Raw genomic sequence first — 13347 nt, forward strand, 5'->3', positions numbered from 1 at the left:
CCGCCTCCGGCCCGTGGGACGCGCCGTCAGATCACGCCGAGCGCCACGAGTGCTCCCCCGCCGCCGAGAAGCATGAACAGGGGCATCAGCAGCTTCGTCTCCACCCACGAGCCCGCGCGGAAGCGCATGAACTGCGGTGTGCTCACCGGGTACCAGCGCTTCCCGGCTATCGGGACGGGCCAGAGTATCGGGCAGCCGGATATGGTGATCGCGTCACCGATGTTGTGCACCAGCGCGCCCAGGACGATCGGCAGTCCGAGCCACAGGTACTCCTGTCCGGGGGCGCTGAAGAGCCAGTCCGCACCGTTGCCCGGCTTGTCCAGCATTCCGGCGAGGCTCCAGGCGCTGGTCGCTCCCAGGAGCCACACCAGCACGTCACTGGAGACCCGGGCCGCCCGCCACAGCAGCCCCTCCACGGCGAGCACCATGTGAATGAAGAGGATCACCAGCACGGCCCACCGCCCGCCGAAGACGGCTGCCGCCGAGAACCCGGTGCCGAGGAAAAGCGCCCAGGGCCAGGTGTGGGTGAGGGTGCGGTGACCGCCGGAGCGGCGGCGCTCGCCCTTGCCCCTGGTCGCGTTGTAGACGCTTTCAGCGATCTTGTCGGTCACCCCGCACAGCACTCTGGAGAGCGGTCCGAAGGCCCGCGATATGGTCGCCGACCTGTGGTCGAGGTCCGGAGCCAGGGCCGCGCCCGAGCAGATGAGCGCGCCCGCGAGGAGCACGGGCCAGGGCATCGGGTGGTCCAGCGCCGCCGCGGCGGCTCCCGCACACAGCCATGCCGCCGCGCCCGACAGCGAGTGTGCCGGTCCCATCATGATCGTTCCCCACCCCTGTCGCTGCCGCACTGCCGCCCGCCCGGGCCCGGTGCAGACCCCGCTCCGGGGCCAACTCACCGCTGTGGGCGCTCCGGTCACCCGGTGCGCCCACACTCGGCCGGCGCCACAGCGTATCGCCGGATGATCAACCACGGGCCACCGGTTCCCGTATCGGGCGCCGCGGAAGGCAAGATGGAGGGCGTGACAGCCACCTTGATCGACCAGATGCCGAGTGACGCCGACCCCGACGCCCTGTACGAGACCTTCTCCGGGTGGGCCGAGGAGCGGGGTATCTCGCTCTACCCGGCGCAGGAGGAGGCGCTGATCGAGGTGGTCTCCGGCGCGAACGTCATCCTCTCCACCCCGACCGGCTCCGGAAAGAGCCTGGTCGCCGCAGGCGCGCACTTCGCCGCACTCGCCCGCAACGAGGTCACCTTCTACACGGCCCCGATCAAGGCGCTGGTCTCGGAGAAGTTCTTCGACCTGTGCAAGATCTTCGGCACCGAGAACGTCGGCATGCTCACGGGTGACGCCTCCGTCAACGCCGACGCCCCCGTCATCTGCTGCACGGCCGAAGTGCTGGCCTCGATCGCCCTCAGGGACGGCGCCGAGGCGGACGTCGGGCAGGTGGTGATGGACGAGTTCCACTTCTACGCGGAGCCGGACCGCGGCTGGGCCTGGCAGATCCCGCTGCTGGAGCTGCCCCGGGCGCAGTTCGTCCTGATGTCGGCGACGCTTGGCGACGTCACCCGCTTCGAGGAGGACCTGACGCGCCGTACGGGCCGCGAGACCGCGGTCGTCCGGTCCGCCAGCCGCCCCGTGCCGCTGTCCTACGAATACCGCACCACCACGCTCACCGAGACGGTGACGGAGCTTCTGGAGACGCATCAGGCGCCGGTCTACATCGTGCACTTCACGCAGGCACAGGCCGTGGAGCGGGCGCAGGCGCTGATGAGCATCAACATGTGCACTCGCGCGGAGAAGGACGAGATCGCCAAGATCATCGGCAACTTCCGCTTCACCACGCGGTTCGGCCGGAATCTCTCCCGCTATGTCCGGCACGGCATCGGGGTGCACCACGCGGGGATGCTGCCGAAGTACCGAAGGCTGGTGGAACGGCTGGCGCAGGCAGGTCTGCTGAAGGTCATCTGCGGCACGGACACTCTCGGTGTCGGGGTCAACGTCCCCATCCGCACCGTGCTGTTCACCGCGCTGAGCAAGTACGACGGCACGCGCGTGCGGACGCTGCGGGCGCGGGAGTTCCACCAGATCGCCGGCCGCGCGGGGCGTGCCGGATTCGACACCTCCGGATTCGTGGTGGCGCAGGCCCCGGAGCACGTCGTGGAGAACGAGAAGGCGCTGGCCAAGGCGGGAGACGACCCGAAGAAGCGCCGCAAGGTCGTACGCAAGAAGGCGCCGGAGGGTTTCGTCAACTGGAGCCGGCAGACTTTCGAGAAGCTCATCGCGTCCGATCCCGAGCCGCTCAACTCCCGCTTCCGCGTGACCCACGCGATGCTGCTGTCGGTGATCGCCCGGCCGGGCGACGCCTTCACGCAGATGCGCAAGCTGCTGGAGGACAACCACGAGGACCGCCGCTCCCAGCTGCGGCACATCCGCCGGGCCATCGCCATCTACCGCTCTCTGCTGGACGGCGGAGTCGTCGAACGGCTGGACGAGCCCGACGCGCAGGGACGCACCGTCCGGCTCACCGTCGACCTCCAGCACGACTTCGCACTCAACCAGCCCCTGTCGACCTTCGCGCTGGCCGCCTTCGAGCTGCTGGACCCCGAATCCCCCTCCTACGCGCTGGACATGGTCTCGGTCGTGGAGTCGACGCTCGACGACCCGCGCCAGATCCTGGCCGCGCAGACCAACAAGGCCAAGGGCGAAGCCGTCGCCGAGATGAAGGCCGACGGGGTCGAGTACGAAGAGCGGATGGAGCGGCTGATGGACATCACCCATCCCCAGCCGCTGGAGGAGCTGCTCTTCCACGCCTACGGCCTCTACCGCAAGTCCCACCCCTGGGTGGGCGACCACCCGCTGTCCCCCAAGTCGGTCATCCGTGACATGTACGAACGGGCCATGACCTTCACGGAGTTCGTCGCCTTCTACGAACTGGCCCGCACCGAGGGCATCGTGCTGCGCTACCTCGCCAGTGCCTACAAGGCACTGGAGCACACCGTCCCCGACGAGAAGAAGTCCGAGGACTTCCAGGACATCATCGAGTGGCTCGGGGAGATGGTGCGTCAGGTCGACTCCAGTCTTCTGGACGAATGGGAGCAGCTGGCCAACCCGGAGGACGAGAGCGCCGAGGAGGCCCAGGAACGCGCCGACCAGGTCAAGCCCGTCACCTCCAACTCGCGTGCCTTCCGCGTCCTGGTGCGCAACGCCATGTTCCGGCGGGTGGAGCTCGCCGCGCTGGACAAGGTCGGTGAACTGGGCGAGATGGACGCCGAGTCCGGCTGGGACGAGGACGCCTGGGCGCAGGCCATGGACGCCTACTGGGACGAGTACGACGACCTGGGCACCGGCCCCGACGCCCGTGGCCCGAGGCTCCTGCACATCGAGGAGGTTCCCGAGGACGCCCTCTGGCGTGTCCGTCAGACCTTCGCCGACCCCTCGGACCATCACGACTGGGGCATCTCCGCCGAGGTCGACCTCACGGCCTCCGACGACGAGGGGCGCGCCGTGATCAAGGTGACGTCGGTGGGCCAGCTGTGAGCAGTGCGCAGGCCACGACAGGGGAGCACGCACCATGACCAGCCCCGCCGAGCAGCTCGCCGGGCTTCTCGACCTGGAGCAGATCGAGATCAACATCTTCCGGGGCCGCAGTCCGCAGGAGAACCTCCAGCGTGTCTTCGGCGGGCAGGTCGCCGGACAGGCGCTGGTCGCCGCGGGGCGGACCACGGACGGGAAGCGTCCGGTCCATTCGCTGCACGCGTACTTCCTGCGGCCGGGCATGCCGGGTGTGCCCATCGTGTACCAGGTCGAACGGGTGCGGGACGGGCGCTCGTTCACCACGCGGCGCGTCATCGCCGTACAGCAGGGCCGGACCATCTTCAATCTCACCGCCTCCTTCCATCAGCCGGAACCCGGCATCGACCACCAGGTCCCGATGCCCGGAGTGCCGGACCCGGAGAGCCTGCCGAGGCTGGCCGACGAACTCCGTGAGCACCTGGGCGAACTCCCCGAATCCCTGGAGCGGATGGAGCGCCGCATGGCGTTCGACATCCGCTATGTGGAGAGGCTGCGCTGGGACGCCGGCGAGCTCAGGGACGTCGAGCCGCGCAGCGGCGTGTGGATGCGTGTCATCGGGTCTCTGGGCGACGACCCGCTGGTGCACACCTGCGCCCTCACCTACGCCAGCGACATGACACTCCTCGACGCCGTGCGCATCCCGGTCGAGCCCCTGTGGGGTCCGCGGGGCTTCGACATGGCCTCTCTCGATCACGCGATGTGGTTCCACAGGCCGTTCCGCGCGGACGAGTGGTTCCTGTACCAGCAGGAATCACCCATCGCCACGGGCGGCCGCGGGCTTGCCCGCGGCCAGATCTTCGACCGCGAGGGCAAGCTGATCGTCTCGGTCATGCAGGAGGGCCTGTTCAGAAAGCTGGGCGGCTGAGGTCCCTCTCACGGCGCCACCAGGCGGGGCGCAGACGGGGGCCGCGCAGCCTGGAGAGCATGTCCGCCCGCCTGCGGCGCCCGTCCGGGCCCGCTCCCGTACACGAAGCCCGCTGTGCCGGCCGGCCGCTGCCGGGGAGTGCGCTGCCGGACGGGACGGGCGGGCGGCCGGGCCGCGCCACGTGCGATCTCCGGGCGGGTTTCACCCGGCGGGACTGATCCGCGGGGGTTGGCACCGCCGGGCCCGCGGCTGCGGCGCACCGCTCGACTGCGGCGGTGGCCTTCTCGGGGGACAGCTCCGGCCGGGAGACGCGGGCGTCCTCCAGGTCCGCATCCAGCATCAGCCGGTGCCAGAGGATCTCGTCCTCCTCGGTGGCGACGCAGAGTGCCTCCGCCACCTCGCGAGTGGCGGGCGACGCGCCCCGCAGGACCGTCAGCTCCGGTGCGAGCGCGACCAGCCGGGCCCGCTCACCGGGATCGGGGACGGCCTGCTCCAGCGTGCCGGCGTCCAGCACCGCCGCCCGGGCGGCGGCGGCCTCCCAGGGGTCCTCCGCCTGCCGGCACAGCTGGCCGACCCTTCGGCCGCGCCAGTGGCGGGGCCGGAAGTCCACCCCCTCCTGCAGCAGCACGCTCAACCCCCGCGGGGCGCTTCCCGTGAGCAGCTCCGGGCGGCGCTGCGCGAAAGCCCGCAGTTCCCGCGCCAGGTACAGCCACACCACGGTGCGGTAGCGGTTCACGCAGAAGCGCACCGGGCTGAAACAGCCGCCGCGCGCCAGCCGCGTGAACCGGGCGACGCCGATACCCAGCATCTGGGCTCCCCCCGCGGCATCCACGACGCGAAGCCGCTCCCGGAAGCTGTCCGGGAAACCCTCCGTCGCCTTCAGGCGCCCCAGTTCCTCATGCGGCACCCGCAGCGGCCCGCCTGCCGCACCGCGGACGGTGCGGATCTCTCCCACTTGCGCTGCCAGCTCCAACAGCTTGGGCTTCAGCCCCAGTTCCCGCGCGGCCGTACGCATCGCGACATTGTCCGGCATGGTCCTCTCCCCGTCTTTCCGCCACTGCTCGGCTACTGACAGTGAGGACACTAGACAGGTGGAAGAGATCCCGCCTCCCCTGTGGATAACTTTCGCCGGCGCCCGCCCCGCCGGAGCCCTGAGGCTCCTGAAGGCCCGGGGATTCCGGGCGCCGGGGCGCCCCGTCCGTACCTCCCGGCACCGGCGGTCTCCGAAATCTCCCGCGCCCCGGACGCCCGCCTCCCGGGCACCCCTCAAGGGCCCGGCCGCTATGAGCCGTTGCGGGCGGGCAGCCCCAGGTGTTCACCGACGCGGTTGACCAGCAGCGTCATCTCGTACGCCACAGCTCCGACGTCGACCTCGCCCTCGGTCAGGACGCACAGGCAGCTTCCCTCTCCCGCGGAGGTCACGAAGAGAAGCCCCTCCTCGAACTCGATCATCGTCTGCCGCACGCGCCCCGATCCGAAATGCGAGCCCGATCCCTTCGCCAGGGACTGCAGTCCGGACGCGACGGCCGCGAGATGCTCGGCATCCGCTTGCTCCAGGCTCTGACTGCTCGCCGTGACCAGACCGTCGGTCGAGAGCACCATCGCGTGCCGCACCGACGAGACCCGTTCCGTCAGGTCGTCGAGCAGCCAGTCGAGCCCTGTGTTCAGCGCCATCCCGGCGTTCCCCCTTCTTCTCAGCAGCTGCCGTGCCACCCTTACCCACGACAACGCGGGGAGCAACCACTCGCTTACGTGACGCACTCACAGCCACGAACCACGTACGACTGGCGCAGTATGGGCGAATGGCTGAGAAGATGACGCAGGACGAGTGGCGGGCCTTCCTCTCCGGAGGCACACGCACCGGGAAACTGGCGACAGTGCGCGCAGACGGGAGTCCCCACGTGGCCCCGGTGTGGTTCGTTCTCGACGGCGACGATCTGGTCTTCAACACCGGCGAGGCCACCGTCAAGGGACGCAACCTCGCCCGCGACGGGCGGGTCTCGCTGTGCGTGGACGACGAGCGGCCCCCGTTCTCGTTCGCCGTGGTACAGGGCCGGGCAGAGCTGAGCAGTGACATGGCGCAGATGCGCCACTGGGCGACACGCATCGCCGCCCGGTATGTGGGCGAGCAGGCTGCCGAGCGGTACGGCGCGCGAAACGCCGTCCCGGGTGAACTCCTCGTGCGGGTCCGCATCGAGAAGGTGGTGGCGCTGTCCGGCCTCGCGGACTGACGAACCCGCGGGGCCGTCCCCCGCTGCCCCGTGCGGCATGATGAGGCCATGCCGCACGACGGAACGAGACGTGGGACGGGCACCGGGCCGTACGACCGCACGGACGGCGGCAGCGGGTCGGTGCGTGAGTTCTTCGGCGCCCGCGCGGCGGGGTGGGACACGAGGTTCCCCGACGACGGGCCCGCCTACTCCGCCGCCGTCACCGAACTCCACCTGCACGAGGGTGACGCGGTGCTCGACGCCGGCTGCGGCACGGGACGGGCACTGCCGGCCCTCCGTGCCGCAGCCGGCGCGCGGGGCACCGTACTCGGGGCCGACCTGACACCGCAGATGCTCACGGCCGCGGCCGACGCCGCCCGGCGCTCCGACGCCCGGCTGATGCTCGCCGACGCCGCCCGTCTGCCGCTGACCGACGGCTGTCTGGACGCGGTCTTCGCCGCCGGGCTGATCTCGCACCTCCCGGACGCGGCGCGCGGACTGCGCGAATTCGCCCGCGTGGTACGCCCGCACGGAACCCTCGCTCTCTTCCATCCCGTGGGACGGGCAGCCCTCGCCGCACACAAGGGCAGGACGCTGCGCGCCGACGACATCCGGGCAGAGTCCAACCTCCGTACGCTGCTGGACGCTTCAGGCTGGCGGCTCACCTCGTTCACCGACGCGGAGGACCGCTACCTCGCACTGGCAGCCCGGACCGGGTGACCTCGGTGCGCGGCACCGGGGCCGCAGGGGAAGCCGGGCTCTCTTCGGTCACCACAGGCGGTAGATCTCCGCGAAGTCCTCGTTCGGGTCGATTCGCGGCCGTGCCCGGGGCTGTCGCAGCGGCGCGTGTGCGCACGCCTGCGTCCCCAGCCCTGCCCTGTCCGGGCCACTGACTCAGGAGTTAAGGTTCCCGGCAACCGATGGAAGGGAGACACGGTGGCCGAGGCCGACCAGGAAGACGACGCGCTGTATGTGTTGACGGCCGTACTGCTGACTCCCGCCCAGTTCCCCAGCGTCCTCGGCGACGACTATCCGCAGGCGTGCGCTCGGCTGGGGCTGGAGCCGTACGCGGAGGGTTACGGGCTGGTACTCGGCCAGGACGGCGCGGGCGCACGCTGGACCGTCGCCACCGAGGACGTCACGCTCGTGGCATGCGCGATAGCCGCCTGGGACTGCGGGATGGAGTACGACCTCTCGCCCTCGGAGCACTCCGTGGCTGCCGTGCTCCCCGGCTGGCCACTGGCACTGGCGGTCGCCGCTCCCGGAGTGCCCGCACCCCACGACCCGGAGGCGGATCCGCAGGCCGGCGGGGCGGGTGTGCTCGTCCCGCCGGACACGGAGACGTGGGGGCCCGCCCAGCGGAGGCTCGGCGCGGACGAGATCGCGCTGCAGTGGGCTGTCTGGCGCGAACAGGTCGATGAGGACGTCGAGTTCGTGGCAACCGGCGAGAGCCCGAACGGGACGGTCCGGCGCGTACTGGATGAGGTGCGGGAGTATCTGAGCACTCCTCCGCCGCCCGGACGGGTCCGCTCCGCCTTCGCCTCCGGCGAGGCCCGCACCCTGCGCATCGACGGACCCGGCTGGAGCCTGGTGGCCCGCACCGACGACATCGCCTTCCTGCTCGTGGACGAGGAACCGGGAGAGGTTCTGCCGGTGGGGCGCGGGTCGGAACTTCCCGGACTGCTGGAGGCGCTGGACGGCATGGCGCTGCGTCCGGCAGCCTGACCGGGCCCGGGATCGGGGCCCAGGTACAGGGCCGGAGTTCCTGGCCCTGAACGGGAAGGTTCGCGCTGCGCCCGCCTCGCCCGCCGGAACCGGAAGCACCGGGCAGCGGCAGGGCCGGTCCGGCGGCTTCGCCGGACCGGTGCGTCAGCGGACCGGAGGGTCCGCGCTCAGCGGCGCAGCTCCTTGCGGCTCACCCGGCGGAGCCGGCTCCGCTGCGAGGGGTCGAGCGTGAAGTAGGCGATGGCGGGGACGCCCACGATCACCGCCAGAGCGATCCAGAACGATGTCAGCCACCACAGCAGGAGCCCCACGGCCACACCGCCGACGGCGATCTTTCCTCTGTTGGTCATCTTGGTCCTCCTCCGTGGCGGCGTCATCACATCCGCCACTGTCTATAAGAACGCCGGTTCGGCCTTCCGGGTTCCCTCATCGATTCGGTTTGCTCATGCCTCTGAGGTAGCCTCGGCAACTTCGGAGCCCACTAGTCAAATTTGAGGAATGCGTGGACACCCTGACTCCAAGCGTGCCCCGGAACGTGCCGACGCCCTCCCTGATCCCGCATCTCACGCACTCTGCCGCCCTGCTCCTGCCCGCCGACCCTCCGCGCTCCTCCCGGATGGCCTTCTGGCGTACGGACGGAGCTCCGCCACTGCCCGGCCGGGACGCCCCCGGGCAGCTGACGGTCGCCCTGCCCGAACGCGGCAGCGACGGCCACGCCCCCGGCTCCGTGGTCACGCGCACAGTCCCCGCCCTCGAACTGTCCGTGCACGACGCGCTGCCCGTACTGACCCGCGCCCACGCTGAGTACGGGCACAGCGGGCAACCACCCTCGGCAGCGGCCTTCTGGGGCGCCGCCGGCCTCCTCGCCCTGCGGCTGGCCGCGCGCGGACGGCTGCTCCCGGGGCTGAGCCCCGCCGGGCACGACGCCTGGCGGTTCGGTCCTCTCGACGCCGACGATGCCGAGCGGCTGCGCGATCTCGCCGCCGTGATGCCTCCGTACGCGCACGCCATGCCCCTCGCCGGTGCTTCCCCTCTGCGGCTGCCCGACCCGGCCGCGCTGCTGCGTGCCTTCCTCGACGCCGTCGCCGACGGGCTGCCCCGTACGCCTGCGGCCGTCCTCGCGGCGGGTCACCACGCCTTCGCCGCCAGGGAGCCGCAGACCGTCCCCGGACTGCGGGAGTGGGCAGCCCGGATCGCCGACGGTCATGACGCGGGCGTACGGCTGTCGCTGCGGATCGAGGTCACCGGGCTGCCGGACACCGGTGGCACGGGCACGGACGCGAACACGGCAGACACGGTGGAGACGGCGGAGACGGCGGGGCCGCCAGTTGAGACGGCGGAAGTGCCCGAGGAGGCCGCTGCGGTCTCCTTCGGCACGCCGCGCTTTCTCGCCGTCCTCCAGCTCCACAGTCCGAGCGACCCCGCTCTGGTCGCCGACGTGTCCGAGGTGTGGTCGGACGCCGCACGCACCGCTGAGGCCTTCGGCCCCCGCGTACGGACGGACACGCTGCTGGCACTGCGCCGGGCCGCCGCGGCCTGGGACGCCCTGACTCCTCTGCTGTCCGCCGCCGTGCCGGACCGTGTCGAACTGGCCGAGGAGGAGATCACCGAGCTGCTGTCCGCACGGGTCTCCGACGCCCTGGAAGCGGCGGGGGTGCGGGTGCACTGGCCCCGGCAGCTCACCCGGGACATCCGGGCGCGCGCCGTCGTCGGACCGGGTGCGCGAACCGGCCCCGCCGGGAAGACGGAGGAGAGGGAACCACCTCCCTCCCCGCTGTCCGCAGGGGCCGTGCTCAGCTTCGACTGGCGCCTGGCCGTCGGCGGGACGGAACTGACCCGTGACGAGCTGGACCGGCTGGCCGAGGCGGGAAGACCCGTGGTCCGCCTGCGCGGACAGTGGGTCCTTCTCGATCCCGCAGCGGTGCACCGTGCGCATGAGCGGCTGAGCCGTGAGGTCACTCCGCTCGAAGCGCTGCGCGAAGTCCTCACCGGCGTCACGGAGGACCGGGGCGAGCCGGTCGACGTACGCGCATCGGGCTGGCTGGAGTCGCTGCGCGCCCGGCTGTCGCAGCCGCACACGGCCGACCGTCCCGCACTGCGGCAGCCGGACGGGCTGGAGGCGACCCTGCGGGACTACCAACTGCGCGGACTGGACTGGCTGGAGCGGATGACGTCGCTGGGCCTGGGCGGCTGCCTCGCGGACGACATGGGGCTGGGAAAGACCCTCACCCTGATCGCCCTGCACCTGCACCGGCAGGAGGCGCGCGGCACGCAGGGTCCCACGCTCGTCGTGTGCCCGGCGTCCCTGCTGGGCAACTGGCAGCGGGAGATCGAGCGCTTCGCTCCGGGCACACCCGTGCGCCGCTTCCACGGGACGGCGCGCAGCCTGGAGGGACTGGCCTCCAATGAGTTCGTCCTGACGACGTACGGGACGACGCGGCTGGACGCGGCCCGGCTGTGCGAACTGCCCTCCCCCGGCTGGGGAATGGTCGTCGCGGACGAGGCCCAGCATGTGAAGAACCCGTATTCGGCGACGGCGCGCGCGCTGCGCACCGTCCCCGGGCGTGCCCGGATCGCCCTGACAGGGACCCCCGTCGAGAACAACCTCTCCGAGCTGTGGTCGATCCTCGACTGGACCACTCCCGGGCTGCTCGGCCGGCTTGGCACCTTCCGCAGACGCCATGCCAGTGCTGCGGAAGGCGGCGACCGGGCGAGCGCGGAGCGACTGGCCCGGCTGGTGGGTCCGTTCCTGCTGCGCCGCCGCAAGAGCGACCCCGGCATCGCCGAGGAACTGCCCCCGAAGACCGAGACCGACCGGGCCGTGTCACTGACCGCCGAGCAGACCGGACTGTACGAGGCGGTGGTGCGCGAAGGGCTGGCCGGCGTCTCCGGCACGGACGGCTTCGCTCGCCGCGGGCTCGTCGTCAGGCTGCTGACCTCCCTGAAGCAGATCTGCAACCATCCCGCCCAGTACCTCAAGGAGGACGCTCCCGCGCTGAGAGGACGCTCGGGAAAGCTGGAACTGCTGGACGAACTGCTCACGGCGATCCTCGCCGAGGACGACCCCGGCGGCGTCCTGGTCTTCACGCAGTACGTGCAGATGGCCCGTCTGCTGGAGCGGCATCTGGCCGAACGCGGGGTGGTCGCCCTCCTCCTGCACGGCGGTACTCCCGTCGCACGGCGGGAGGAGATGGTGCGCGACTTCCAGGACGGGCGGTCACCGGTGTTCCTGCTGTCGCTGAAGGCGGCCGGTACGGGCCTGAATCTGACCCGCGCCGCACACGTCGTCCACTACGACCGCTGGTGGAACCCCGCCGTCGAGGAACAGGCCACCGACCGCGCATACCGCATCGGGCAGACCCAGCCCGTGCAGGTGCACCGGCTGATCGCCGAAGGCACGGTCGAGGACCGCATCGCCGGGATGCTCCGGCGCAAGCAGGCACTCGCGGAGTCGGTGCTCGGCGCGGGAGAGGCGGCCCTGACCGAACTGACCGACAGCGAACTCGCCGACCTCGTCGAGCTGCGAAGGAGCCGGCCGTGACACAGCCGCAGGACACCTCCACCGGACACTCCGCCGCGGACGGCGAGCGCACCTTCGCCGCCCTTCCGCCCGCACGGGGGCGTGCCTTGGCACGGACATGGTGGGGCGCACGGTGGCTCAAGGCGCTGGAGGAGGGTGCCCTTGAGGCCGAACAGCTGCGCCGAGGACGCGGTCTCGCACGCCAGGGCGCGGTGGGCGCGGTCTCCGTCCGGCCCGGGCGGATCACCGCCGTGGTGAGAGGACGGGACGGCACGCCGCACCGCGCCGATGTGCTGCTGCAGAAGCTGACACCGGCCGAGTGGGATCTGGTGCTGGACGTGGCGTCCGGCGAGTCGGGACACCTCGCGGCGCTGCTGGACGGAGAGATGCCGCCGCGTCTGGTGGAGGACGCAGAGGGCGCCGGTGTAGAACTCCTGCCGGGCGTCGGCGATATGGAACCGACGTGCGGCTGCGACGCCTGGGACCACTGTCCACACACGGCGGCACTGTGCTACCAGACGGCGCGGCTGCTCGACCAGGACCCGTTCGTGCTGCTGTTGCTGCGCGGCCGTCCTCAGCAGGTGCTGCTGGAGGACCTCGGCCGGCGCGGCGCCGGCGGCGGGGCGGCAGCGGAGCCTGCGGGAGTGCCGGCCGAAGAAGCCTTCGCGCTGACGGCAGTTCTGCCTCCGCTGCCCGCCCCGCCGCCGCCCGTACGTGAGCCGGGCGGGACACCTTCGCTGCGGAGCGGAGCTCCTGCGCAGGACGGTGTGGACCCGGCGGCGCTGGAGTTCCTGGCGGCGGACGCCTCACTGCGGGCGGCGCGGATGCTCGGTGAAGCGCTCGGCTCCGGCCATGCCGGCAGTGCGCCGCCACCGCCGTGGCCCGCGGCACTGACGCACCGCCAGGACGCCGTACGCCTGGGAGCGGCGGGAGCGGCAGCGCCCGTCGCGGAACGGCTGGCCGCGGGCTGCGGGCTCACACTCGCGGAGTACCGGTCGGCGGTGCGCGCCTGGGAGTTGGGCGGGGCGGCCGCGCTGTCGCTGTGGGAGGAGCCGTGGACGCCCTCCCCGCAGGAGATGGCCCGCATACGGGACCAGTTCGCGACGGCCCGCGACGGGGACGAGAACCGGGAAGGCGGCGGAGGGAGCCGGCAGGAGGACGAGGACCGCTGCGGGGCCCGCCCGAAGACACCCCGGCCCGTTCATGAGACGGCCAACCGCTGGAGCACGCCGGACGGTTCGGCGCAGCTGCGCCGTGGGCGCGACGGACGCTGGTGGCCGTACCGGCGGGAGAGCGGTACGTGGTGGCCGGCGGGCCCGCCCGAGCACGATCCGGCAGCGGCGCTGGCGGTCGCCACCGGGGCGGAGGACCCCGGGAGTGAGGACCCCCGGAATGCCCCCGGGAATGAGGACCCCGGCCGGGCCGGGAGCAGGTGAGTGCTGCCCGCCCCGG

Annotated in this window: 11 protein-coding genes; 7 read left to right on the plus strand and 4 right to left on the minus strand. The window is 71.7% G+C overall.

The window, feature by feature from the left end; translation table 11 throughout:
- Window positions 1–26: 26 nt before the first annotated feature.
- Window positions 27–818 carry a metal-dependent hydrolase gene (locus H343_RS0117280; RefSeq protein WP_028432185.1) on the minus strand — a complete coding sequence of 264 codons (792 nt, stop codon included), beginning with the start codon at window positions 816–818 and terminating at the stop codon, window positions 27–29.
- A gap of 192 nt (window positions 819–1010) precedes the next feature.
- On the opposite strand from H343_RS0117280, the gene H343_RS0117285 reads away from it, so the two are divergent.
- Together H343_RS0117285 and H343_RS0117290 are read left to right on the plus strand one after the other, a co-directional pair.
- The gene (locus H343_RS0117285) at window positions 1011–3539 is read left to right on the plus strand and encodes a DEAD/DEAH box helicase (RefSeq protein ID WP_028432186.1); all 2529 of its coding nucleotides are present in this window, start codon (window positions 1011–1013) and stop codon (window positions 3537–3539) included.
- 34 nt (window positions 3540–3573) lie between these two features.
- On the plus strand, window positions 3574–4440 hold the full coding sequence (locus H343_RS0117290; protein WP_028432187.1) for an acyl-CoA thioesterase: 867 nt from the start codon (window positions 3574–3576) through the stop codon (window positions 4438–4440).
- On the opposite strand, the gene H343_RS31160 is transcribed toward H343_RS0117290, so the two are convergent.
- Together H343_RS31160 and H343_RS0117300 are read right to left on the minus strand one after the other, a co-directional pair.
- Window positions 4421–5473 (minus strand): DUF6397 family protein, encoded by a 1053-nt coding sequence (locus tag H343_RS31160; protein ID WP_051265414.1) that lies wholly within the window; start codon window positions 5471–5473, stop codon window positions 4421–4423. The two genes, H343_RS0117290 and H343_RS31160, sit on opposite strands and share 20 nt — an antisense overlap.
- Before the next feature lie 248 nt (window positions 5474–5721).
- Entirely contained in the window at window positions 5722–6114 is a 393-nt protein-coding gene (locus tag H343_RS0117300) for a roadblock/LC7 domain-containing protein (protein WP_028432188.1), read from the minus strand.
- A 128-nt stretch (window positions 6115–6242) separates the two neighbouring features.
- Here H343_RS0117300 and H343_RS0117305 point away from each other — a divergent pair, with 128 nt between their 5' ends.
- The 3 genes from H343_RS0117305 (at window position 6243) to H343_RS0117315 (ending at window position 8375) form a co-directional block, all read left to right on the plus strand.
- Entirely contained in the window at window positions 6243–6671 is a 429-nt protein-coding gene (locus H343_RS0117305) for a PPOX class F420-dependent oxidoreductase (protein ID WP_028432189.1), read from the plus strand.
- 48 nt (window positions 6672–6719) lie between these two features.
- Complete coding sequence (locus H343_RS0117310; RefSeq protein WP_078505778.1) at window positions 6720–7370, plus strand: class I SAM-dependent methyltransferase; 651 nt, start codon at window positions 6720–6722, stop codon at window positions 7368–7370.
- A 216-nt stretch (window positions 7371–7586) separates the two neighbouring features.
- The gene (locus H343_RS0117315; RefSeq protein WP_028432191.1) at window positions 7587–8375 is read left to right on the plus strand and encodes a hypothetical protein; all 789 of its coding nucleotides are present in this window, start codon (window positions 7587–7589) and stop codon (window positions 8373–8375) included.
- A gap of 167 nt (window positions 8376–8542) precedes the next feature.
- Here H343_RS0117315 and H343_RS0117320 read toward each other — a convergent pair whose 3' ends face one another.
- Window positions 8543–8725, minus strand: a complete 183-nt coding sequence (locus H343_RS0117320) for a hypothetical protein (protein WP_028432192.1) — start codon at window positions 8723–8725, stop codon at window positions 8543–8545.
- A gap of 173 nt (window positions 8726–8898) precedes the next feature.
- Between H343_RS0117320 and H343_RS0117325 the strand changes: the two genes are divergently transcribed.
- Together H343_RS0117325 and H343_RS31165 are read left to right on the plus strand one after the other, a co-directional pair.
- Window positions 8899–11916: a DEAD/DEAH box helicase gene (locus tag H343_RS0117325; RefSeq protein ID WP_028432193.1), complete on the plus strand. Its 3018-nt coding sequence runs from the start codon at window positions 8899–8901 to the stop codon at window positions 11914–11916.
- A complete protein-coding gene (locus H343_RS31165; protein ID WP_051265416.1) occupies window positions 11913–13331 on the plus strand; it encodes an SWF or SNF family helicase in 1419 nt (472 codons plus the stop codon). The genes H343_RS0117325 and H343_RS31165 overlap by 4 nt, the downstream gene beginning before the upstream one ends.
- Window positions 13332–13347 lie beyond the last annotated feature (16 nt).

The sequence above is a fragment of the Streptomyces sp. TAA204 genome (assembly GCF_000424965.1).